Raw genomic sequence first — 23,482 nt, forward strand, 5'->3', positions numbered from 1 at the left:
AGTCGCCGAGACCCCGGTGCGCGCCCGGGGGGCTCGGCGACTTCCTGGGGTCTCGCGGCCTCAGGCCTCGAGCGTGAAGTCGTAGACGCCGGCGTCGAAGCGGGCGTAGCCGGGGTAGTCGATCAGCTCGTAGAGCTCGGCACGGGTCTGCATCGACGGCACCTGCGACTCGAGCGACCCGTCGGCCGCGAGCGCGTCGAGCGCCCGGGACGCCGCGCCCATCGCGGCGCGCATCAACGACACCGGGTGGATCACCATGCTCACGCCCACGTCGTGCAGCTGCTGTCGGGTGAACAGGGCGCTCTTGCCGAACTCGGTCATGTTGGCGAGCACCGGCACGTCGAGCGCCGAGCAGATCGCCTCGAACTCGCCGAGGTCGGCCATCGCCTCGGCGAAGATCGCGTCGGCACCGGCGTCCACGAGCGCACGGGCCCGGTCGATCGTCGCCTCGAGGCCGTCGAGGGCCCGGACGTCGGTGCGGGCCATGATCACGAGCGCGGGGTCGCGTCGCGCGTCGACCGCGGCCCGGATGCGACCGGTCGCCGTCGCCGAGTCGACGACCTGCTTGCCGTCGAGGTGGCCGCAGCGCTTGGGGTTGACCTGGTCCTCGATGTGCAGCCCGGCCACGCCGGCGGCCTCGAGCGCCTGGACGGTGCGGGCGACGTTCATCGGCTCGCCGAACCCCGTGTCGGCGTCGACGAGCACGGGCAGGTCGGTCATCGACGCGATCTGCCCCGCCCGCGTGGTGACCTCGGTGAGCGTGGTGAGGCCGATGTCGGGCAGCCCGAGTTCGTTGGCCATCACGGCGCCCGACACGTAGACGCCGTCGAAGCCCTTCTGCTCGATCAGGCGGGCGGTCAGCGGCGTGAACGCCCCCGGGAACGTCAGGGTGCGCTCGTCGGCCAGGCCCGCCCGGAACGCCGCACGCTTGTCGGCCGGCGACACCGTCGAGTACAGCATCAGAACAGCCCGCCCGGCTGGGCGGCGGCACCCGCGAGCGCCTCGGGGGCGACGATGCCCAGCTGCCGCACCTCGGCCGCCGTCAACGAGGGGAGGCGCGTGGCCAGGTCGACGAACCGCTCGACCTCGGCGTCGGGCAGCACTCCCTCGGCCAGCGTGCGGAACTTCCGCACGTAGTCCTCGCGTCCGAAGGGCCGCGCCCCCAGCGGGTGGGCGTCGGCGACGGCGATCTCGTCGACGAGGGTCGTGCCGTCGACGAACTCGACCTCGATGCGGCCGCCGAACGCCTTCTCGGCGGGGTCGGTCGAGTGGTAGCGGGCCGTCCAGGCGGGGTCCTCGGCCGTGGTGATGCGCTGCCACAGCTCGACCGTGTCGGGACGCTGCGCCCGCGCCGGGGCGTAGCTGCGCTCGTGGTGCCACTCGCCGTCCTGGAGGGCGACGGCCACGATGTAGGGGATGGAGTGGTCGAGCGTCTCGCGGCTGGCCGTGGGGTCGTACTTCTGAGGGTCGCCCGCCCCCGAGCCGATGACGACGTGCGTGTGGTGGCTGGTGTGCAGCACGATGCGGCGCACCTGCGCCGGGTCCCGCAGGGCGGGGTGCGAGCGGCCGAGCCGTCGGGCGAGGTCGATCCAGGCCTGGGCCTGGTACTCGGCCGAGTGCTCCTTCGTGTAGGTGTCGAGGATGCCCCGCTTCGACGCCCCCGGCGCCGGCAGGGGCACGTCGTACGACGCCCCGGGCCCGTCGAGCAGCCAGGCGATCACGCCGTCCTCGCCCTCGTAGATCGGGGCGGGGCTGCCCTGGCCGCGCATCGCGCGGTCGACGGCCTCGACCGCGGCCTTGCCCGCGTACGCCGGGGCGTAGGCCTTCCACGACGAGATCGCGCCCTTGCGCGACTGCCGTGTGGCCGTCGTCGTGTGCAGCGCCTGACCGATCGCCTGGTGCACCACCTCGGTCGACAGCCCGAGCATCGTGCCGAGGCCGGCCGCGACCGACGGGCCGAGGTGGGCGACGTGGTCGATCTTGTGGGCGTGCAGGCTGATGGCCCGGACGAGGTCGACCTGCACCTCGTAGCCGGTCACGATCCCGCGGAGCAGGGCTGCACCGTCGAGTCCGCGGTGCTGTGCGACGGCGACCAGCGCCGGGATGTTGTCGCCGGGGTGCGAGTACTCCGCCGCGAGGAACGTGTCGTGGAAGTCGAGCTCGCGCACGGCGACCCCGTTCGACCAGGCGGCCCATTCGGGCGAGACGGGGTGCTCGGGCGCGACGCCCGTGACCTGCGAGCCCGCGCCTCCGGTGGTCGGCGGGTGCGCGAGCGCCTGGTCGCGCGCGACGGCGACCGGTGCGCGCAGCAGCGACGCGGCGGAGACCGCGGCGTTGTCGATCAGGCGGTTGATCACCATCTCGGTGACGTCGTCGTCGACGGGTGCGTCGTCGGTGGCGAGCGCGGCGAGGCGCCAGGCGAGCTCGTCCTCGCGCGCCAGCGGCTCGTCGCTGCGGTGCACCCGCACCGTGTGCACGACGAAGTCGGCGGCCGGGGCGGTCGGCCCATCCGGCCCGCCCGTGACCCCGGACGAGGAGGCGCGGGTCACGTCGACCCCGCCACCCGCGTCGGTCGTCGCCCCCGCGTCGGTCGTCGCCCCGGCGTCGTGTTCGTGCTCGGACGCCTGATCGTGCTGCGTGCCCATCGGCCACCCTCTCTGGTGGGGCGGGCGTCGTCGCGGCCCGCCGTGCGCCGTCGTCGGTGACGGCCGTGTCGTTGCCGACCAGTCTCGCACCCCGTGCCGCACGACCCGCGTGCCGTCCCCCGGCCCGGCCGCACGCCCCGTTCGGGGGTGGACCATCCTGTCCCCCGTCTGACAGGCTCGGGGCATGACCCACGAGAGCCCGCTGGGGGGCGGCTCCGACGAGCGACGCCCCTCCGCCGACCAGCCGACCACGTCCTACCCCGCGACGGGGACGTCCACCCCGCCACCGCGCCCGGGTCACTCCCGCGGCCTCGCCCTGGCGGCCCTGATCGTCGGCATCGTCGCCTTCCTGCTCGGCCTGGTGCCGGTGGTCGGCACGATCGTCGGCCTCGCCGCCGTGGTTCTCGGCGTCATCGCCCTGGTGCGACGGCAGCCGAAGGTCCTGGCGTGGATCGGCCTCGGGCTGGGAGCCGTCGCCACCATCGTGTCGATCGTCGTCGCCGTCGGCCTCGGCGCGGCGATCGACAGCGTGCAGCAGGACGATCCCGCCGTGACCGCGACGTCCGAGCCCGCCCCCGTCCGCACGTCGTCGACACCCGCCCCCACTGCGTCGGCCACGCCGACGTCCGCAGCCGCCGACGTGCCCGCCGACTACTCCGACGCCCTCGACGACGCCGAGACCATCGCGATCAGCCTGGGAAGCAGCAAGGCCGAGACCTTCTCGAAGCTCGTCGCCGGCGGTGCGTCCGCCGAAGCGGCCCAGTACGCCGTCGACACCGTCGACGCCGACTGGCAGGCCAACGCCGTCCGCAAGGCCAAGGCCTACGCGCGGGACGGCATGACCGGCGACGTGCTGCGCGACCAACTCGTGAGCGAGTACGGCGAGCAGTTCACGGCTGAGGAGGCCGACTACGCCCTGGCGCACCTGAACGACTGAACCGACGACGGGTCAGACCCCACGAAACGGCCGAGACCCCCGTGCGCGCACGGGGGTCTCGGTGACTTCCTGGGGTCTCGCGCGCTAGAGCACGCTCTTGGGCACGCGGTGCAGCGTGACCGCGCCGACGGCGTCGAACGGGTGCAGCGGGTCGGGGGCGACCGAGCCCGTCGGGCCACCGAGCCGCGAGTGCCCCACGGCGCTGAGCACGGCGTAGGCGTCGCCTCGGGACCAGCCGTGGTCGTCCACGAGGAACGAGAAGGCGTCCTCGTAGCCGCGGCGGATGCTCTCCTGCACCGGGTCGCCGAGGCCGACGAAGATCCAGTCGTCGGCGGTCTCGATGCGCGGAGCCCGCAAGCCGAGGCCCGGCACCAGGTCGATCGAGACGACCGCCGTGCCCTCGGCCTCGATGGCCACGAACGACGACTCGCCCTCGGCCATGATCGCGTGCACGTCGCCGATCGACAGGTACGCGCCCTCGACCATGACCGGCAGGTAGACCGTCGAGCCGACCGTGTTCTCGGTGACGTCCATGTTGCCGCCCTGGGCGTACGCGGGCATGATCGTCGAGTTCTCGCCCTGGGCGGGCGCCGTGCCCATGCAGCCGATCATCGGCCGGGCCTCGAACACGTGCCGGTCGGTGACGTGCACCCCGTCGGAGTCGATCGGCACGCGGCGGGTGAACATCTCGTCGCCCATGACGTGCTGAAGAGCTCCGGACCCGGGCAGGCTGACCGACCAGCCGTGCTCGATCAGTCGGATCTCGTGCACCGTGACGGCGAGCGCGTCGCCCGGCTTCGCGCCCTCGACGTACACCGGCCCGGTGACGGGGTTGATCGGCACGGACAGCTTCGCCAGGTCGTGGTGCCGGTGCAGCTCGGCGTAGACGGCGTCGCTCGTCTCGAACCCGATGCGTTCGCCCGTGCCGGGTTCGATGCGCAGGGCCGGCGGGGCCGTGGCGGTGAAGCCGGGGCGACCGTGCTCCTTGCCGAGGAAGTGGTCGATCCCGTCGTGCCGTGGCCCCGAGGAGGCGCGGGTCGGCTCCCCGGCTGAGGCGCCGGCCCCCGGGCCGGTCCCGTCGGCGCCGGCAGCGTCCCCGGAGCTCATGCGTCGCGCCGTTCGGAGTCGGCGGCGGGCACCGACGTGACCGCAGGATCGTCCGCGCCCTGCCCGAGGGTCGGCGCCGCGCCTCCTCGGCTGCGGTAGTAGAGGAACACGCCCGCACCGAGCGCCAGCCAGATCACGCCGCCGATCTTGGCCTCGGGCGCGGCGTTGACCAGCACGTAGCCGATGATCAGGAACCCGACCACGGGCACGACGAGGTGCAGCAGCCAGTTGCGCGACTTCTTCTTCACGACGTAGTGCACGACGACCGACACGTGCAGCAGCATGAAGCCGAAGAGGGCCCCGAAGTTGACCAGCGAGGCGATCACGTCGATCTGTCCGACGAAGAACAGCACGAGCACGGCCGAGAGCGCCGACACGACGAGGATCGCGGCCTGCGGCACCTGACGCGTGTTGATCTTCGAGAGGAAGGCCGGCAGCTGCTTGTCGCGGCTCATCGAGAACAGCAGGCGCGAGGTCGCGGCCTGGGCGGCCATCGCGTTGGCGATGCCGACGGCGAGCACGTTGACGACGAAGAACGCCGTCGCCCACCCGCTGTTCGAGGCCTCGCGCACGAGGTCGAAGAAGGCGTTGCCGGCCTCGCCCTCGGGGAACGAGTCGCGGCCGCCGGCGAGCGCGCTGGCCAGCCAGGTCTGCAGGATGAAGCAGAACGCCACGATGAACAGGGCGATGATCATCGCCTTGCCCGCTCCGCCACGCTTGCCGGTGCTCTCTTCGGACAGCGTCGAGATGCCGTCGAAGCCGAGGAAGCTGAGCACGGCGATCGACAGCGCCGAGGCGATCAGGGGTGCGGTGACCTTGCTCGAGTCCCAGATCGGGTCGGTGGTGAACTCGGCGCCGGGGATCGTGCCGCCGTTGAGCGCGGTCACGGCGATGATGACGAAGATCACGATGAAGACGACCTCGATCGCGAGGAACACCCGGTTCATCAGCTTGATCGAGCTGATGCCGAGCAGGTTCACCGCGGTGTTGATCGCGACGAAGATCAGCGCCCACATCCAGCGGGCGGTGCCCGGGAAGATGCCGATCATCGACTCGGCCGCGAAGACGTAGAGCAGCGTCGGCACGAGCAGGTAGTCGAGCAGGATGGCCCATCCGGCGAAGAACCCGGCCACGGGCTGGATGCCCCGCCCGACGTACGAGAAGACCGACCCGGCCAGCGGGATCGACTTCGCCATCTGCGCGTAGGCGAGGGCGGTGAAGATCATGGCGACGAGGCCGACCAGGTAGACCAGCGGCACCATGCCCGACGAGGCGTTGTAGACGGTGCCGAAGATGGCCCAGGGCGCGATCGGCACCATGAAGATCAGGCCGTAGATCAACAGGTCGACGGTCGAGACCGACCGCTTGAGTTCTTGCTTGTAGCCGTACTGCTCGAGCTGCTGCTGGTTGCTCAGCTCACCGCCGGAGGCGGCCTTCGTGGGCAGGGACATGGTGTGCTCTCTCGCTCGGGTGGGGATCGGGTCGGTGCGGTGGGGTGCGGTGGGGTGGGGATCGGGAGGCGCGGCCCGCGCCGATCAGGAGGCGCGCGCGGCGTCGCGCGGTTCGTCGTGCGCCGCCAGGAACGGTGCGACGACGGCCCGGAACTCCTCGGGCTGCTCGAGGTGCGAGCAGTGGCTGGCGCCGGCGAACACGTGTGAGCGGACGTCGGCGATGCCGTCGACGAACGGCTGCCAGGTGGCGGGCGTCGCCTCGTCGAACTCGCCGGCGACGACGAGGGTCGGCGCGACGATCGACGACAGGCGGTCGACGATCGTCCAGTCGCGCATCGTGCCGATGACGTGGAACTCGTTCGGCCCGTTCATCGTGTGGTAGACGGTCGGCTCGGCCTCCATCTGCTCCTCGCTGTCGACGAAGTCCTGCGGCATGGGCACCACGCGGCAGACGTGACGCTCGTAGAACACCTGCGTGGCGGCGAGGTACTCGGGGTCGGTGGTCGTGCCGTCCGCCTCGTGGCGGGCCAGCACCTCCCGGGTGTCGGTCGGCAGCTGGTCGCGGAGCTCGCCGGCGCCCTCGACCCAGAGCTGCATGGACGCGGGCGAGTTGCAGATCGCCAGGCTCGCGAGCCCGTCCGGTGCCGTCACGGCGATCTCGGCGCCGAGCATCCCGCCCCACGACTGGCCGAGCAGGTGGTACCGCTCGAGGCCGAGGTGCGCGACGAGGGCCTCGAACTCGGCGACGAACAGGTTCGGCTGCCAGAAGTCAGCCGGAGCGTCGGGCAGGTGGGTGCTGCGACCGCAGCCGAGCTGGTCGTAGTGCACGACGATGCGGCCGGTCTCGTCGGCGAGGGCCTCGAGGTTGCGCAGGTAGTCGTGGGCCATCCCCGGGCCGCCGTGCACCACGACGAGGGGCAGCGCACCCTCGCGCGGCTCGTCGGGGGTGGTGACCCGGTACCAGGTCTCGGCGTCGTGGAAGGGGGCGGTGCCGGTGGTGATCGTGGACATGCCGGTGAGCATGCACCCGGCTAAGGTCTCGCGACAAGACCTTTCGCGATGCCTTAATCTGCTCGTAACACGACGAGACCTCGAGTGCTCCGCGCACGACGGGTCGGCGAGCCGGGACGGGGACGCGATGGGCCAGGACGACAGCCGAGGAGGCGCGGGCGCCGCACGCTCGGACGTCGCGGTCGACGGCGCCCTCGGTGGTGCGCTCGGGGCCCCTCTGGCACCGACGACCCGGGTCGACGACCTCACCGACCGCCTCGTCACGGCCATCACGATCGGCGAGTACCTGCCCGGCTCGCGCCTCCCCGCGGAGCGCGACCTCGCCGCCTCGCTGCGGGTCGGCCGCATGACGGTCCGTGCTGCCCTGGCCCGGCTCGTCGAGCAGGGGTTGATCGTGACGCAGCGCGGGCGAGGGGGCGGCTCGTTCGTCCAGGCGCCGGCCCCGGGGTCGGGCACCGACGTCGTGCGCCGCACGCTCGCGGCGCGGTGGTCCGACCTGCGCGACACGAGCGAGGCGATCAGCCGCCTGCACGGCGTCGTCGCCGAGGCCGCGGCCGAGAACCGCACCCCGACCGACGTCGACCGTCTGCACGACCGGCTCGAGGGCTACCGCGACGCCGCGTCGGGGCTCGCGTCGCAGAAGGCCGACGAGGCCCTGCACGTCGCGATCGCCGAGGCCGCCGGCAACGCGACGCTGCGCGGCGTGCTGTTCGACCTCGAGGCCCGGGTGAGCATCTCGGCGCCGGCGCACCTCTGGGGCGGGCCGGACGGCATGCGCGAGATGGAGCTGCGGGCCCTCGCCGACCACGAGGCCCTCGTCGCCGCGATCTGCGACGGACGCGCGGCGGACGCCGCGGCCATCGCGCGCGAGCACGTCAAGATCGACCTCGAGCTGCTCGAGCGCGAGCTCGGCCGCACCGCGCCCTGATCCCCGGCCCGCGCCTCCTGACCTCCTCGGACCCCAGCAACTCGCCGAGACCCCCACGCGCGCACGGGGGTCTCGGCGGCTTCCTGGGGTCTCGGCGTCACGGCGCGGCCGTGGCCGGCCGTGACAGGCTGGGCGGGTGAGCGACTCGACGACGAACGACATCGGCCCCACGACCGCCCCGCCCGCCTGGTGGACGGCCGCGACGGTCTACCAGATCTACCCGCGCAGCTTCGCGGACTCGAACGGCGACGGGGTGGGCGACCTCGGCGGCATCCGGCAGCGGCTCGGTCACCTGCACGACCTCGGGGTCGACGTGATCTGGCTGTCGCCGATCTACCGGTCGCCTCAGGCGGACAACGGCTACGACATCAGCGACTACGACGACGTCGACCCGCTGTTCGGCACGCTCGACGAGTTCGACGCCCTGACGGACGAGGTGCACGCGCTCGGCATGAAGCTGGTCATGGACCTCGTCGTCAACCACACGAGCGACGAGCACCCGTGGTTCGTCGAGGCCCGGTCGTCGCGCGACGCCCCGAAGCGCGACTGGTACCTCTGGCGCGATCCGCTGCCGTCGGGCGAGGGGTCGGACGCCGCCGGCACGCCCGGCGCCGGCACCTACCCCACGGCGTGGCGCAGCGCGTTCAGCGGCCCGGCCTGGACCCTCGACGAGCGCACCGGCCAGTACTACCTGCACATGTTCGCGTCGAAGCAGCCCGACCTCAACTGGGAGAACCCCGACCTGCGCCGGGCCGTCTTCGACATGATGAACCGCTGGCTCGACCGGGGTGTGGACGGCTTCCGCATGGACGTCATCAACCACATCGCGAAGGAGCCCTCGTCACTGGCGCCCGGCGCCTCGCACTTCGTCATGGGCGGGCAGATCCACGACCACCTGCGTGAGATGCACCGCGAGGTCTTCGCGCACCGCACCGACCGCGAGCTGATCACGGTGGGCGAGATGCCGGGCGTGACGGTCGACGACGCCAAGCTGTTCACGGCGGCCGACCGGCACGAGCTCGACATGGTGTTCCAGTTCGAGCACGTCGGCCTCGACCACGGGCCGGCCTCGAAGTTCGACAACCTCCCGTTCGACCTCGTGGCCCTCAAGCGTTCGCTGTCGCACTGGCAGGACGGTCTCGCCGACCAGGGCTGGAACAGCCTCTACCTCGGCAACCACGACCAGCCGCGGTCGGTGTCGCGCTTCGGCGACGACGACCGGTACCGGTTCGAGTCGGCGACGTTGCTCGCCACCGTGCTGCACCTGCACCGGGGTACGCCGTACGTCTACCAGGGCGACGAGATCGGCATGACGAACGCGGGGTTCACCTCGATCGAGCAGTACCGCGACATCGAGTCGGTCAACTGGTTCGACGAGTCGGTCGCGGCGGGGGCCGACCGCGAGGCCCTGCTCGAGGCGCTGCGCTTCCGCAGCCGCGACAACGCCCGCACCCCGGTGCCGTGGGCAGGAGGCGCGGCGGCGGGATTCAGCACCGGCACCCCGTGGATCGAGGTGGTCGCGAACCACGACACCGTGAACGTCGAGGCCGACCGTGCGGCCGGCGACCGCTCGGTGTTCGAGCACTACCGCCGTCTGATCGCGTTGCGGCACGAGTCGCCGGTGGTGGCGCTCGGGTCGTTCGAACTACTCGCCCCGGACGACGAGCGGCTCTACGCGTTCACCCGCACGCTCGGTGACGAGCAGTTGCTCGTGCTGGCGAACTGGTCGGGCGAGCCGTACGACCTCGACCCCGCCCTGCACCCGGCCCTGCGGCGGCGCTCGGTGCCGCAGGTCGTGATCGGCAACGTGCCCGGCGGGGCCGGGCTGACGCTCGCCCCCTGGGAGGCACGCGTCCTGCAGGCCTGACCCGCGCCTCCCCCCTGTGCAAATCGCGACAGCGGAGGCGCGGCGCGCCGCTCAGGTCGGAAGATGAGCGGCGCGCCGCGCTCCTCTTGTCGGGTTCGGCACGCCGCACGGGGCGCGGGCGGTCGGGTTCGGCACGCCGCACGGGGCCGAGCCCCCGACGCGAGCACGCGTCGCACCGTCGGATGAACGTCGCACCGCTCCTGTGCACGGTGCGACGTTCAGCCGATGGTGCGACTCGCGCCCCGGACCTCCCGCCGCGGACCCCGGTAGCGTCGGCCAGGTGAGCGATCCCGACGACGCGCCCGCGCCTCCTGACGACTCGACCGAACCCGACCCGTCCACCCCGGCCCGAGCGAGCAACCCCGCACCGACCGACCCGAGCGACCCCGACCCGACCGAGCTCCCGCACGGCTGGGTGCGCATCGGCGAGCGCCGCTGGTGGTCGACGTGGGTCGGGGCGACGACGGCCTTCGCGTTCCTCGCGGCGATCCAGGGCGTCAACTTCTTCTTCCGCATCGCCGAGGCGACCTTCCGCTGGGACCTCGCCCTGCTGATCGCCATCGGCGTCACGGTCGGGATCGTCGCCGTGATCACGCTGATCCGGAACGCCCTGGCGCCACAGCCCTGGGTCGACCTCGACTCGGGGCAGCTGCGCGCCGGCACCCGCCGACCGATCCCCCTGGCCCAGGTCGACCGTGCCGTCCTGACGACGGCGCCCGTCGGCACCGGCGGCCGGGTGCTCGTGCTCCGACTGACGGCCAAGGAGGCGCGGGTCGAGTTCATCCTGCGCGACCGGCAGGACGCGACCCTCGACCCGATCTCGACCGCCGTGTTGGCGGAGGCGCTGCGACGCACCTCCGTCGCCATGCCGACGTCGATCCACGACCCGACCGGCCGGTTCGCCCGTTACAACTTCCCCGGCCACATCGGCCGCGACGACGCCGTCGCCCTCGTCGAGCACCCGCCTGCCGCGGGCGACCCGCTGCCCGCGGCCTGGTAGCGGTCCCCTGACTCGTAGATTCCAGGCTCGACGACACCCAGGTCGACAACTAGGCCCGAGGCATCCAAAAAGTGGCCGCGTACAAGCGAAAGACGGACTGCGCCAAGAGCAGAACTTGGTAAATCGTAAGAGCAACCGATACTGCCTCCACGACACCGGACAACCCGGTCAGGTTGCTCGAGACAGCAAGCTGAGCGACTGCAAGCCCCGTTGAGGTAACTCCGACCAGTACAGTCCAAAAAAGTTGCGTCGTCAGTCGGTAGACGTGCCATCTCTCGGGTCTATGCAGAAAGCCAGGGTCATTCTTCAAGTTGATCGCTCGGGGCCAGAAGAACATCGCCATCGTGACACTGAGAGCAGTGAAGACGGCGTTCGCCGCCAGGACGGATGCACCTCCATCTTTAGTGACACCGCTCAGTGCGTAGGCAAGACCCAGAGCAGAGGAAAGAAGCAACCAGGCGATCTGTAGCCAGGCGAGACCTGGCCTAGTAATTGCGGGAGGCGCATCCGAGAAGAACTGGTCCCGGAAGATGCGAAGGAGGGACACCCCGTTCATGCAATCCTCCTAGTCAACGATCTGGTCAGTTCTGCGCCAGGATGTCATTTGCTACTGACGCTCCGACCCCGAGCCTCGCCGAGATGTCCTCAAGGAACTCGGCGCAAGCAGCCCTGAACTCGCTATCAGACGGAACGTAGGCCTGAGATAGACCTGTGGATGAATTACGGTCCGTGTCTGGTGCGTGTCCCACCGGGTAGATCAGTGTCGGACCATCCTCGTCGAGGGACAGGCCGAACGAACGCTGACGACCCGCTTTATTTTCAAAAGCTACCTTGGCCCCCCAGCCCTGACCGACAATGGATTCGGTCGATATGTTGCTCTCTCTGACAAGGGGCGCGCTCGAAAGGAATCCGAAGACGGCCTCAGCGTCAGGGCCCGTGTCTTTCACCAGGCGGTCCAACTTCACACCTCGGGGTTTGATGGTGATCCGAATGTCTCCGTGCAAGCCGTTGACATCCATCGCCTGACTCGAAGTGCCCATGCGAGGCGCATCAAAACGCAGCTCCTTCACCGCAACTTGCGCTGCCCAAGACTTCACGGCCGCCCAATCCGCGACAACGTCGAGCTTGGGCGTTAGGTCAGGCACCACATCTCGAGCAGCCTGCTTCAGTACCTTGTAGAGGTGCGAGTAGGCCGTGATGTTACCCGCTCGCTCGCTCAACCAGAAGGCCTCGTGACTACTCTCGGGGTAGACGAAAATACCCCGAACTACTGTCTCGTTGTGATCGTCTCCTGCGTAGGCCGTACGCTCTCCGGTTTTCTTATGAAGCATGCCGACGACACCGCCACGGCCCAGTCCGAATTCAACGAAAGTGAAGTTCCCAATCGGATAAAATCGTCGTACGCGAAGTGACCGAGACGCGTCTTCCGCATCGATGATCAACTCATCACCTTTATACGACTCGAGCTTCTTGTCCAAGATTGACCTCAGCGTAAGACCTCGCCCATTGAGATCAGCGATAGGTCGTCTTTCGCCACCTCGTGCGTATCTTGGCGCAAGCGAGAAGGCGTAGGGCGTCATGGTGTACGTAGCCAATTGAGGGTCTCCTAGGTCGTGAGAGGGAGGCTACACATGTGTAGCCTCGACCATTGCAAGGGACACGGTCCTGACAACTTGTCACTTGCACGCGCCCAGGCCCAAAGGCTCAAGCGATCCCGAAGGACCAGGAAACCCGCTGCAGGTATTAAGAGCATGCGCTTGAGAGACAGGGAGGCGTGGCCACGAGACGCGTGCTCAGAAACGTGGGAAATGCCTTATAGATTAGATCTATGACCTATATTACAAGATAAGTAAGCATCCAGTTGGGGAATGTACCATAAGTGAAGAGTCTGCTACATCCGTGTAAGCACAAGCAGCCGAATCCTCCACCGCCAGCTCGACGCCCCTAAGGCGAACCAGCGTTCGCTGGAAAGAATGTTCTGGGACAAAGCCAGCAGCGCTGGCGCCAATCGACCTTGACTATATGCCCTGCCGCAGAATGCGATCAGGCGACTATCTCGTTGTGGTCTTATTGGGCCGCCTGGGATGCCCCGCCCTTCATGTCATGTCCACGCGAAAGAAGGCGACCTTTGCGATGCCTACGGTTTGGTCCAGCCAAGCTGGTTCGTGACGTACACGGCCAGCACGGTTGCCAACACCGCACCAACCACTGCTGCTATCCACTTCAGCGCGTTCCACCAAGGAGCGCTCAAGACACCACTGCTCTTTTCTTCAACCTTCACGATTCCCTCCGCGACGGGCGGCAAGGGTAAGAACGGAACCTTTTCCTCAAAGTACCGATCGGTGGCAACGGACTCGTTGCCCCTACTTCTCATTAGGCGATCAAGGCCGCTTGCAATGCCTAGAGTCCAAGCTTCGTCTTCATGCTCGAACTCAACATCTATTAGCAGATTTCGAAGCAGAGAAGCGCGGATGTCGAATCCCAGACGTGTCCGTGATCTTCGAGACGAGTAAAAACTCACCCCGGTCAGCATCAAGTGGTTCCGTTGAGCCTCAGATACAAGCCCCGCAATGGTCGCGGCGTCGACGGTCGCGTCCTCAGTCGTATGAGCAGAACCACTTGTAGCGACCGGTATATCCCCACGCTTGAGGTACTGCGTTAGCCATTCAGAAGCCTCCCGCAGAGCATCTACAGCACCATCAGCCGTCACGATGTAAGCGCGGCGCTGGCGGTAGATCGTGGGCACTCGGCAACCCTAGCCGAACGCATGCATTTGACTTTCTGGTGCCAAAAACCCTCAGCGCTTCCAGTACCCCGAGAACGTGATGCGGTTCTTCGGCAGCCCCGCCGCGTGCAGGTGTCGCCGTCCGCCGGTCGCCAGCGCGGACTCGCCCACGACATAGGCGTAGGCCCGCGGGTCGGCCGCCGACCGCGAGAGCAAGGCGGCGAGCGCCCCCTCCCCCGGCGCGACACCCCCGGCACCCCGACCGTCAGCGCCGTCGTAGTCGCCGCCGAGCGCCCGGGGGCCGGACCCCAGGGCGCCGAGCGCCCGCGCGTCGAGCTCGTCCCGCACCACCCACGTCACCTCGACGCCGTCGGGCGCGTCGAGCGGCCGCACGTCGGCCCGGGTCGGCACCTCCAGGATCACCGATCCCACGGAGGCGCGGTGCAGCGACCGCACGATGCCTTCCGTCCCCGGCAGCCCGGTCTCGTCGGCGACCAGGTGGATCTCGGTCGCGTCGTCGGGGGCGTTGAACAGCACGCCCTGGTCGAGCAGGCCGAGGGCGTCGCCGGGGCGGGCGGCGCAGGCCCAGATCGCCGCGCCTCCTTCGAGTTCGCCGGACTCGCCGCGGTGCAGCACGAAGTCGATGTCGAGCTCGGCGCGAGAAGCACCCGCCGGCCGGAACTCGCGCACCGTGTAGTTCGCGCAGTGCGGCCGCTCGGCCTCGGGGATCGCCAGGTACTGCGCGTACCAGAGCGACGTCGTCGCCCGCGGCAGCCGCAACGAGTCACTGCCGGGAAGCGGCAGGAACAGCCGAAACCACTGGTCGAAGCCCATGTCGCCGAACTCGTGCAGGTCGTCGCCGACGACGGTGACGCGCTGGAAGCTCGGCGAGACGCGCTCCGAGCGCAGCACCTCGAGCCGGTGCACTCGGGGGTCGGCGGGCTTGACGGGCGGGCGGCGGGTCGACATAAGGTAAGGCTAACCTAACGAGTTCTGTCCGCTCCACCATGATCCAAAAGGAGACCCGTGTCCGAACGCCACGCGTCCGCACTGCTCACCACCGCGACCGCCGACGAGTACGAGCGCCTCACCGGCGCCGCCGTCGCCCGCGTCGCCGACCGCTTCCGCACCACGCGCCAACCCTTCTCGGGCGAGAGCCGTGCGCACCTGCAGCACCTCGTCGACGCCGTCGACCTCGACGCCCCGGGCACCGGCGTCGACGACGCCCTGCGCGAGGTCGACGAGCTCTTCACCGCGAACGCGGTCTGGTTCCACGACCCCGCCTACCAGTCGCACCTCAACTGCCCCGTCGCCCTGCCCGCGGTCGCCGCCGAGGCCGTGCTCGCCGCGGTCAACCCGTCGGTGGACACCTACGACCAGTCGGCCGTCGGCACCCTGATCGAGCGTCGCCTCGTCGACTGGACCGCCGAGCGCATCGGCTTCGACCCGGCCACCCGCGACGGGATCTTCACCTCGGGCGGCACGCAGTCGAACCTGCACGCCCTGCTGCTCGCCCGCGAGCACGCCACGGCCCGCGCCCGCGCCGACGCCGAGGACGAGGAGGCGCGGCTGCGGAACACGGCCGCCCCCGGTCACCGTCCCGTCCCGCGCGCCACGGCGCTGCACGACCTGCTCGGCCGCATGGTCGTTCTCGCCACCGCCGAGAGCCACTTCAGCGTGCAGAAGTCGGCCCGCCTGCTCGGACTCGGCGAGGACGCCGTCGTGACCGTCCCCACGGACGCCGCCGGCCGGATGCTGCCCGAGGCGCTCGCCGTCACCCTGGACGCCCTCGTCCAGGCCGGACACCTGCCGGTCGCCGTGGTGGCGACCGCCGGCACGACCGACCGCGGATGCCTCGACCCGATCGCCGCGATCGCCGGGGTCTGCGATCGCACGGGCGTCTGGCTGCACGTCGACGCGGCCTACGGCGGCGGCCTGCTCGTCTCACCGACGCGTCGGCACCTGCTCGACGGCATCGAGCACGCCCGGTCGGTCACGGTCGACTTCCACAAGACGTTCTTCCAGCCGGTGTCGTCGAGCGCGCTGATCGTGCGCGACGGGCACGACCTCGACCCGGTCGCCTGGCACGCCGACTACCTCAACCCGCTGTCCGACCCCGAACCGAACCAGGTCTCGAAGTCGCTGCAGACCACCCGACGGTTCGACGCGCTCAAGCTCTGGGCGACGCTCCGCGCCCTCGGCGCCGACGGCGTCGGCGAGCTGGTCGACCGGGTGATCGACCTCGCGGCCGAGGCCCACGACCTGCTGCGTGGCGACGACGAGTTCGTCCTGCTCGCCGAGACGCAGCTCAGCACGGCGCTGTTCCGCTGGCAACCGGCCGGCGTCGACGACGCCACCGCCGACCGGCTCGTCCCGCTGGTCCGACGCGTGCTCTTCGAGTCCGGCAGGGCGATCGTCGCGAAGACCGTGGTCGACGGGCGCCCCTGCCTCAAGCTGACGCTGCTCAACCCCGACGCGGGTCTCGACGACGTGAGGGGCGTGCTCGAGCTGGTCCGCGCCTCCTCGTGGGCCCTGCTCGAGAGCGACGCCCCCGCCCTCGTCGCCGCGGGGACGGAGGCCGCCCGATGACCGCCACCGCCGCAGCAGCCGCCGCCACCGCGCCCCGCGACACCCCGCACCTCCTCGACCTCGTCGGCATCGGCCTGGGCCCCTTCAACCTCGGCCTGGCCGCCCTGACCGACCCGCTCGACGACGTCGACGCGGTGTTCCTCGACGAGAACGACGGCTTCGCCTGGCACCCCGGCATGATGATCGAGGGTGCGACGATCCAGGTGCCGTTCCTCGCCGACCTCGTGACGATGGCCGACCCGACCTCGCGCTTCGGCTTCCTGAACTGGCTGAAGGCGACCGGGCGGCTCTACCCGTTCTACATCCGCGAGGAGTTCTCCCCGCTCCGCGCGGAGTACGACGCCTACTGCCGCTGGGTCGCGGACCAGCTCGACACGCTGCGGTGGGGCCGCCGCGTCACGAGCGTCGACGAGCAGCCCGACGGGACGTACGTCGTGACCTCGCGACGCGGCACCGACGGGGCCGTCGAGACCTGGCACGCCCGTCACGTCGTGCTGGGGGTGGGCACCGAGCCGCGCCTCCCCGAGTCGCTGCAGCAGCTCGCCGGCCGGGGCGACGCCCAGGGTCCGGTCGTGCACAGCGCCGACTACCTCGCGGCCCGTGACCGCCTGCGTGCCACCGACTCGGTGACGATCGTCGGCAGCGGGCAGTCGGCCGCCGAGATCTACCGCGACCTGCTCGACACGACCCGCGTCGGCGACCGCCCGGGGCACCGGCTCGACTGGGTCACCCGCTCGCCACGGTTCTTCCCGATGGAGTACACGAAGCTCACGCTCGAGCTCACCAGCCCCGAGTACACCGACCACTTCCACTCGCTGCCGCGCGAGACCCGCGACCGGTTGGGCCGTGAGCAGCGCAGCCTCTACAAGGGCATCAGCGGCGACCTCGTCGACGACGTGTACGACACGCTCTACCGGTTGAGCGTCGACGGGCCGGTCGACTCGACCCTGCTGACCGAGACCGAGCTCGTCGACGCCCGGTGGGTCGACGCCGACGAGCAGATCGAGCTGACGGTGCGGCACGCGCAGCTCGGGACCACGGCCACCCGGCGCACGGACGCGCTCGTCGTCGCGACGGGCTACGTCGCCCGGGTGCCGTCCTTCCTCGACGCGCTCGGCGACCGCGTCGACCGCGACGACCTGGGCCGCCTGGCCGTGGCGCGGGACTACTCGATCGACGGCGGCCGCGGGCGGCTGTTCGTCCAGAACGCCGAGGAACACACCCACGGCCTCACCGCCCCCGACCTCGGCTTCGGCGCCTGGCGCAACTCGAGCATCATCGCAGCGATCACCGGCCGCGAGCCCTACCGCCTCGAGCGCCGCATCGCCTTCCAGACCTTCGGCCACCCCGCGCCCTCCCCCACCCCGACGCCAACCCCCGCCCCCGCCCCCGCCCCTGCCCCTGCCCCCGCCCCCGGCTGTGCAATTCGCGACAAGTCCGGCGCGCAGGACTCCTCCGGAGCGGAAGTGAGCGGCGTGTCACCCCGCGACGGTCGGGAATTGCACGCCTCGGACCGGGACGGCGGTCGGGTTCGGCCCGGCGGCCGCCCGCCCGAACCGACACCGACCGAGGAGGCGCGGGTCACCCGATGAGCACCACCCACGACACCGAGGCGCTCGCGCCCGCGACAGAGCCCTCAGCACCGTGCCGCACCGACGACCGGGCGACGGGCGTGGCGTTCTCACGCCGCGCCTCCTGCGGTCTCGTCACGATCGAGCCGTTCGCCGCCGACCCCTACGCCGTCTGCCTGCGCCGGTGGCTGGCGCACCCGGCGTCGGCCGCCTGGCAGATGGCGGGCCTGAGCACCGACGAGGTGCGCGCCTACCTGGCCGCGATCGACGCCGACCCGCACCAGCAGACCTGGCTCGGGCGGGTCGACGGCGAGCCGACGTTCTTCGTCGAGACCTACGACCCGGCCGAGGTGCTGCTCACCGAGGTGCACGACGCCGAGCCGGGCGACGTGGGCATGCACCTGCTCGTCGCCCCGCCGCGGGGCCAGCGGGTGCACGGGCTGACCAGCGCCGTGATGGCGAGCGTCGTCGACTTCGTCTTCGAGATCGAGCAGGCCCGGCGGATCGTGGTCGAGCCCGACGTGGCGAACGACCGCATCGCGGCGAAGAACGACGAGGTGGGGTTCCGGGCGCTCGGCGAGGTCGAGCTGCCCGACAAGACGGCTCGACTCTCGGTGTTGACCCGACACGACCGGGCCGCGTCGCATCTCGCCCCCGGCCCGATGGGGTGGGCGCATCGCCACCTCGTGGCCAAGGCGCTGAGCGAGTTCGCGCACGAGCGGCTGATCGCCCCGGTGGCCGACGGCACCGCCCCCGACGACACCGCCCCCGACGACGAGACCGCCTCGACCGACGGCCCCTGGCGCGTCTCGCTCGACCACGACGGCCACCGGGTCGACTACCGCTTCGCCGCCCGCCGACAGTCCCTCGAGCACTGGGCGATCGACGAGACGACGGTCACGCGCACGGTCGACGGCCACCCCGAGCCCCTCGACGCCCTCGCGCTGATCGTCGAGCTCGACGACCTGCTCGGCATCCCCGAGTCGCTCCTCGCCACCTACCTCGAGGAGGTCTCGTCGACCCTGGCGAGCGCCGCCTACAAGCGTCACCGAGGCGGTCCGACCGCCGAGCAGCTGACCACCGCGGACTTCCAGACCGTCGAGGCCGCGATGACCGAGGGGCACCCGGGCTTCGTCGCGAACGCCGGGCGCATCGGTCTCGGACTCGACGAGTTCCAGGCCTTCGCCCCCGAGGCCGCGGCGCCCGTGCGACTGGTCTGGCTCGCCGCCCGGCGCTCGGCGACCCACCTGGCGCTCGGAGCAGGGCTCGACGAGCGATCGCTGTGGCAGGCCGAGCTGGGCCCCGAGACCGTCGACCGGTTCGACGCGACCCTCGCCGCGAAGGGTCTCGACCCGGCCGCGTTCCACTACCTGCCGGTCCACCCGTGGCAGTGGCAGCACCGCGTCGCGATCTCGTTCGCTCCGGACGTCGCCCGGCGCGACCTCGTGCTGCTCGGCGAGGGCGACGACACGTACCAGGCGCAGCAGTCGATCCGCACCTTCGCGAACCGCAGCCGCCCCGGCCGGCACTACGTCAAGACGGCGCTGGCCATCCAGAACATGGGGTTCGTCCGTGGTCTCTCGCCGGCCTACATGAGGCCGACGCCCGCGATCAACGACTGGGTGCACGACCTCGTGCGCACCGACGCGACCCTGCAGGAGGCGCGGTTCCGGGTCCTGAGGGAGCGCGCCTCCGTCGGCTACACCGGTGACGTCTACCACCGGACGACGGCCTCGTCGCCGCACCGCAAGATGATCGCCGCGCTCTGGCGCGAGAGTCCGGTGCCGCTGGTCGGGCCGGGCGAGCGGCTCGCCACCATGGCGGCGCTGCTGCACCGCGACGGGGCCGGCGACGCACTCGCCTCGGCGCTGGTGAAGGCCTCGGGGGTCGGGGCCGAGGCCTGGCTGCGGTCGTACCTGCACGCGTACCTGCGCCCGGTCGTGCACTGCCTGCGGGCGCACGACCTGGCGTTCATGCCGCACGGCGAGAACGTCATCCTCGTGCTCGAGGGCTGCGTGCCGACGGCGGCCTTCATGAAGGACATCGGCGAGGAGATCGTCGTCGTCGCCCCGCGCGAGGTCCCCGAGGCCGTCCGGCGGACCGTGCACCCGGTCGACGACCGCGAGAAGGCGTTGGCGGTCTTCACCGACGTGTTCGACGGGGTGTTCCGTCATCTGGCCGCCATCCTCGACGGCGACGGCGTGCTGCCCGTGGCCCGGTTCTGGGCGCTCGTGGCCGAGTGCGTGGACCGGCACGCCGACGAACACCCCGACCTGCCCGGATCGGTCGACCTGCGGGCGGCCCGCTTCGACCATTCGTGCCTGAACCGGTTGCAGCTGCGCGACACCCGGCAGATGGTCGACCTGGCCGCGCAGTCGTCGTCGCTGATCTACGCCGGAACGCTGGCGAACCCGATCGCTCGGTAGCGGGGCGGCGCCTCCCGGGGCGGGAGCGGTCGGGCCGCCTCCACCCCTGGGAGGTGGTGGCCGATTCACGGTCGGCCACCACCCGGTCCGCATGAGGCCACGGGCCGTGCGGGGCCACTGCCGGTCACAGGGGGAGAACCACCGGCAGCGGTTCGAGCCCTCCGACCGACGGTACCGCCGTCGAATTGCTCGAATTTCAAGATACTCGTCGAGCAAGGGGATGACAACGAGGTGCGGCTGGGCGTCCGCTGCGGATCGCCGGGTGATTCGAAGCTCGTACAACTCAACCGACGAGCTATCCTGGTCGTCCGTGGCGTCCTTCGCCGCGCCTCCTCGTCTTCGCTCCGTCCTCGCGTCGCCGTCCCGCCAGCAGAGAGCCCGCCATGTCCGACGTCTCGCCCCAGCCGCCCGCCGGCTCCCCTCCGCCCCTCGACGACGAGGGCCAACTCGACGTGACCCTCGTGCTCACGGCCTACGCGTCGTTGCAACGCCAGGGCGAGCGCGTGCAGAAGGTCGTCGCCGACCACTTCGGCATGGGGACCACCGACCTCCGCTGCCTGACGTTCATCGCGACGGACCACGACACGACCCCCAAGCGCGCCGCCGAGTTCCTCGAGCTGTCGACCGGGGCGACCACGAGCCTGGTCGACCGGCTCGAGACCGGCGGGTACATCACGCGCCAGCCGCACCCCTCCGACCGACGCAGCGTGCTGCTCGAGCTGGCCCCGGCCGGCCGCGAGGCGATCGACCAGATCCACGACTTCTACCGCCGGGCGTTCCGCGACGCGGTCGACCCGAACCACCTCGACTTCCTCGCGGCGGCGATGCGTGCGATCGGCGACTCGCTGACGCGCGCCGCGGCCGGCGACGACGTCGTCGGCGCTCCCGAGGCCTGAGCGGCCGCCGGATCGGACCAGCACCGGGTCGGACCAGCACCGGGTCGAACCACCGATGTGGCGTCGAACCACGCATGTCGGTGGTTCGACGCCACTCCGGTGGTTCGACGTCGCCTGGATGATCCGGGCGACCCGCACCGGCGCGCGCGGCCGGTCGTAGGGTGGGCCGATGACCCCCTCGGACGTCCTCGTCGAAGCCTTCTCGCGCCTCCCCGCCATCGCCGTCCGGGCGGTCGCCGACCTCTCGGTCGACGACCTCGCCTGGCGTCCGGACGACGAGGCGAACACGATCGCCTGGCTCGTCTGGCACACCGCTCGCGGGCAGGACGTCCAGATCGCCGACCTCGCCGCGTCCGACCAGGTCTGGACGGCCGACGGCTGGGCCGAGTCGTTCGCGCTGCCGTTCTCGTCGGCCGAGATGGGCTACGGCATGTCACCGGCCGACGTGGCCGCGGTGCGGGTCGACGCCGAGCTGTTGATCGGCTACCTGGAGGCCGTCACGCTGCGGACGCGGGGCTACCTGGACGACCTCGACGGCGCCTCGTACGACGACGTGGTCGACGAGGCGTGGGACCCTCCCGTCACGGCCGGAGCCCGCCTCGTGAGCATCTTGAACGACTGCGTGCAGCACCTCGGCCAGGCCTCCTACGTGCGCGGCCTGCTCGACCGCCGCTAGCCCCGCCGCCTGCCGCCCGCCGCCCGCTGCGCCGAGACCCCAGGAATCCGCCGAGACCCTCTCGCGCGCGCGGGTGTCTCGCCGACTTCCTGGGGCCTCACGAGCGCAGGAGGCGCGGGTTCAGTCGTCGAGGGACGGCGGCAAGTCGGCCGGCACCGTGAAACCGAGCCGCGCGGCCAGCTCGTCGAGTTCGGCCCGGCGCGCCTCGTACTCGGCGGTGAGCACCGGCCGGACGACGGCGTCGGCGTGTGGCTGACTGCCCTCGGACGTGACGCGACGCCAGAGCTCCACCGACGTGGCCGCCGACCGGGCCGCCGTCCATGACCGTGCGAGGTCCACGACGTCCACCGCGGGGGCGGGTACGGACTCCGCCCACCGCCGCACCTCGACGGGCACGTACTCGAGGACCCCGGGCACCTCCGCTCGTGAGCGGTGCCCGGCACGCACCCGGGCACGCGTCCCGAATCCCTCGATCCAGCGGGCGAGGGCACGGAGACCCGCCGAGACCGCCGCACCCGCTGACGCACCGACGGCCGCCGGTACGACGAACGAAGGTGGTTCCCGCCAGCCCGCCACGTGCCAGGCGAGCCACCATGCTGCGGCCACCCCGAGCGCGACGCCTGCCCCGAGGGCCACACGCACGCCCGCCGAACCGTTGGGGACGAAGGCCCGGCGACGCACGACCTCCGTGGCGACGTCGAGAGGGACGGACGGATCGGCGACGAGGTAGTGGGTCTCGACTCCTGCCTGGGCGACGCTCACGAAGGCCGTCATGCCGCGTCGTCCCTCGTCAGCACGCGATCGGGTTCGAACCCCAGCGGTCCCGCGACGGCCCGGAGCGCCTCGGCGGCGTCGCCGATCGCCGAGCGGAGGGCGACGAGTGCCGGAGCGTCCACGCGGCCGTCGATCGGTAAGTCGAGCCGAAGTGCCGGGTCACCCGCGAATTCCAGCTCACCGTCGCCATCGGCGTCGACGTAACCGTGGAGGAGGTCCTCGACCGTCCACGACGCCTCGACGAGCTCGGTGTACAGCGACACCACGTCGTTCAGCCGCCACACGGCCGAGGCGGGTGTCTCGTCGGTGACCCAGGCGAGGACCTCGTCGTCCACCTCGACCACGTCGGGGGCCGTGACCGGCATCGGCAGGTCGGGGGTCGTCACCGTCCACACACCCCAGGCGGCGAAAGCCGCACCGACGAACAGGGCCATGCCGACCACGACGTTGACGGTCCCCTCCGCCAACGGCTCGGTCAGTCGCACCGCCTCGAGCAGGACGCCAAGCCCGGCGCTCCCCGCGACGAACACCAGCACGAACGCGAGCCACGGCGTGTACCGCACGACCCTCCGTACCGGTCCGACGTACGTCCCCGCATTCCGCCGCCGCAGTTCGGCCACCGCTGCGTCGGCCGTCGCCGCGTCGAGCGACGGGTCGACCACGTGCCACCGCCACCGGTTCTCCAGGCGCACGCGCAGCAAGCCGGGGCGGTCACGGGTCGGGGGCACATCGAGAGACTAGGGGGCGGGCGGGCGCGGGGCCGACTCCCCGTTCACGGGACGTCCGCCGTCGGCCTGCATCGCGCCTCCTCGCCTCGCCTCTCCTGCCTCGCTCGGCGCCCGAGCACGACGAAGAACCCCGTTCCGAACGATGAACCCC

General features: G+C 70.9%; 19 protein-coding genes. 9 read left to right on the forward strand and 10 right to left on the reverse strand.

The annotated features are described in order from the left end of the window. Nucleotides 1–60: 60 nt before the first annotated feature. Nucleotides 61–960 carry a methylisocitrate lyase gene (prpB, locus tag AC1MBW_RS04860; protein WP_480025645.1) on the reverse strand — a complete coding sequence of 300 codons (900 nt, stop codon included), beginning with the start codon at nt 958–960 and terminating at the stop codon, nt 61–63. Beyond that, entirely contained in the window at nt 960–2,645 is a 1,686-nt protein-coding gene (locus AC1MBW_RS04865) for an MmgE/PrpD family protein (RefSeq protein ID WP_480025646.1), read from the reverse strand. Before AC1MBW_RS04865 ends, prpB begins: the two co-directional genes overlap by 1 nt. 184 nt (nt 2,646–2,829) lie before the next feature. Here AC1MBW_RS04865 and AC1MBW_RS04870 point away from each other — a divergent pair, with 184 nt between their 5' ends. Further along, the gene (locus tag AC1MBW_RS04870; protein ID WP_480025647.1) at nt 2,830–3,582 is read left to right on the forward strand and encodes an Ltp family lipoprotein; all 753 of its coding nucleotides are present in this window, start codon (nt 2,830–2,832) and stop codon (nt 3,580–3,582) included. Nucleotides 3,583–3,666: 84 nt separating this feature from the next. Here AC1MBW_RS04870 and AC1MBW_RS04875 read toward each other — a convergent pair whose 3' ends face one another. The 3 genes from AC1MBW_RS04875 to AC1MBW_RS04885 form a co-directional block, all read right to left on the reverse strand. Further along, on the reverse strand, nt 3,667–4,689 hold the full coding sequence (locus AC1MBW_RS04875; protein ID WP_480025648.1) for an acetamidase/formamidase family protein: 1,023 nt from the start codon (nt 4,687–4,689) through the stop codon (nt 3,667–3,669). After that, nucleotides 4,686–6,140, reverse strand: a complete 1,455-nt coding sequence (locus tag AC1MBW_RS04880) for an APC family permease (RefSeq protein WP_480025649.1) — start codon at nt 6,138–6,140, stop codon at nt 4,686–4,688. Before AC1MBW_RS04880 ends, AC1MBW_RS04875 begins: the two co-directional genes overlap by 4 nt. A gap of 84 nt (nt 6,141–6,224) precedes the next feature. After that, nucleotides 6,225–7,151: a proline iminopeptidase-family hydrolase gene (locus AC1MBW_RS04885; RefSeq protein ID WP_480025650.1), complete on the reverse strand. Its 927-nt coding sequence runs from the start codon at nt 7,149–7,151 to the stop codon at nt 6,225–6,227. A gap of 127 nt (nt 7,152–7,278) precedes the next feature. Between AC1MBW_RS04885 and AC1MBW_RS04890 the strand changes: the two genes are divergently transcribed. The 3 genes from AC1MBW_RS04890 (at nt 7,279) to AC1MBW_RS04900 (ending at nt 10,946) form a co-directional block, all read left to right on the forward strand. Beyond that, nucleotides 7,279–8,079: a FadR/GntR family transcriptional regulator gene (locus AC1MBW_RS04890; RefSeq protein ID WP_480025651.1), complete on the forward strand. Its 801-nt coding sequence runs from the start codon at nt 7,279–7,281 to the stop codon at nt 8,077–8,079. Nucleotides 8,080–8,215: 136 nt separating this feature from the next. Further along, a complete protein-coding gene (locus AC1MBW_RS04895) occupies nt 8,216–9,946 on the forward strand; it encodes a glycoside hydrolase family 13 protein (RefSeq protein ID WP_480025652.1) in 1,731 nt (576 codons plus the stop codon). A gap of 280 nt (nt 9,947–10,226) precedes the next feature. Then, a complete protein-coding gene (locus tag AC1MBW_RS04900) occupies nt 10,227–10,946 on the forward strand; it encodes a hypothetical protein (RefSeq protein ID WP_480025653.1) in 720 nt (239 codons plus the stop codon). A gap of 581 nt (nt 10,947–11,527) precedes the next feature. Here AC1MBW_RS04900 and AC1MBW_RS04905 read toward each other — a convergent pair. The 3 genes from AC1MBW_RS04905 to AC1MBW_RS04915 form a co-directional block, all read right to left on the reverse strand. Further along, the gene (locus AC1MBW_RS04905) at nt 11,528–12,424 is read right to left on the reverse strand and encodes a hypothetical protein (protein WP_480025654.1); all 897 of its coding nucleotides are present in this window, start codon (nt 12,422–12,424) and stop codon (nt 11,528–11,530) included. Between the two features lie 659 nt (nt 12,425–13,083). Beyond that, nucleotides 13,084–13,692: a hypothetical protein gene (locus AC1MBW_RS04910; RefSeq protein ID WP_480025655.1), complete on the reverse strand. Its 609-nt coding sequence runs from the start codon at nt 13,690–13,692 to the stop codon at nt 13,084–13,086. 51 nt (nt 13,693–13,743) lie between these two features. After that, nucleotides 13,744–14,640 (reverse strand): siderophore-interacting protein, encoded by an 897-nt coding sequence (locus AC1MBW_RS04915; RefSeq protein WP_480025656.1) that lies wholly within the window; start codon nt 14,638–14,640, stop codon nt 13,744–13,746. Nucleotides 14,641–14,697: 57 nt separating this feature from the next. Here AC1MBW_RS04915 and AC1MBW_RS04920 point away from each other — a divergent pair, with 57 nt between their 5' ends. The 5 genes from AC1MBW_RS04920 to AC1MBW_RS04940 all read left to right on the forward strand — a co-directional run bounded on the left by AC1MBW_RS04920 (nt 14,698) and on the right by AC1MBW_RS04940 (nt 21,829). Further along, nucleotides 14,698–16,260, forward strand: coding sequence for a pyridoxal phosphate-dependent decarboxylase family protein (locus tag AC1MBW_RS04920; protein WP_480025657.1), 1,563 nt, complete (start codon nt 14,698–14,700; stop codon nt 16,258–16,260). After that, nucleotides 16,257–17,852, forward strand: coding sequence for a lysine N(6)-hydroxylase/L-ornithine N(5)-oxygenase family protein (locus tag AC1MBW_RS04925; RefSeq protein ID WP_480025658.1), 1,596 nt, complete (start codon nt 16,257–16,259; stop codon nt 17,850–17,852). The genes AC1MBW_RS04920 and AC1MBW_RS04925 overlap by 4 nt, the downstream gene beginning before the upstream one ends. After that, nucleotides 17,849–20,257 (forward strand): GNAT family N-acetyltransferase, encoded by a 2,409-nt coding sequence (locus tag AC1MBW_RS04930; RefSeq protein WP_480025659.1) that lies wholly within the window; start codon nt 17,849–17,851, stop codon nt 20,255–20,257. The genes AC1MBW_RS04925 and AC1MBW_RS04930 overlap by 4 nt, the downstream gene beginning before the upstream one ends. A gap of 383 nt (nt 20,258–20,640) precedes the next feature. Then, complete coding sequence (locus tag AC1MBW_RS04935) at nt 20,641–21,153, forward strand: MarR family winged helix-turn-helix transcriptional regulator (RefSeq protein ID WP_480025660.1); 513 nt, start codon at nt 20,641–20,643, stop codon at nt 21,151–21,153. A 169-nt stretch (nt 21,154–21,322) separates the two neighbouring features. Continuing rightward, the gene (locus AC1MBW_RS04940) at nt 21,323–21,829 is read left to right on the forward strand and encodes a mycothiol transferase (protein WP_071255642.1); all 507 of its coding nucleotides are present in this window, start codon (nt 21,323–21,325) and stop codon (nt 21,827–21,829) included. 120 nt (nt 21,830–21,949) lie between these two features. Here the strand turns inward: AC1MBW_RS04940 and AC1MBW_RS04945 are convergent, their stop codons facing one another. Continuing rightward, the gene (locus AC1MBW_RS04945; protein WP_480025661.1) at nt 21,950–22,603 is read right to left on the reverse strand and encodes a hypothetical protein; all 654 of its coding nucleotides are present in this window, start codon (nt 22,601–22,603) and stop codon (nt 21,950–21,952) included. Beyond that, nucleotides 22,600–23,331, reverse strand: a complete 732-nt coding sequence (locus AC1MBW_RS04950; RefSeq protein ID WP_480025662.1) for a hypothetical protein — start codon at nt 23,329–23,331, stop codon at nt 22,600–22,602. Before AC1MBW_RS04950 ends, AC1MBW_RS04945 begins: the two co-directional genes overlap by 4 nt. Nucleotides 23,332–23,482 lie beyond the last annotated feature (151 nt).

This window comes from Frigoribacterium sp. AP1 (genome assembly GCF_056680555.1).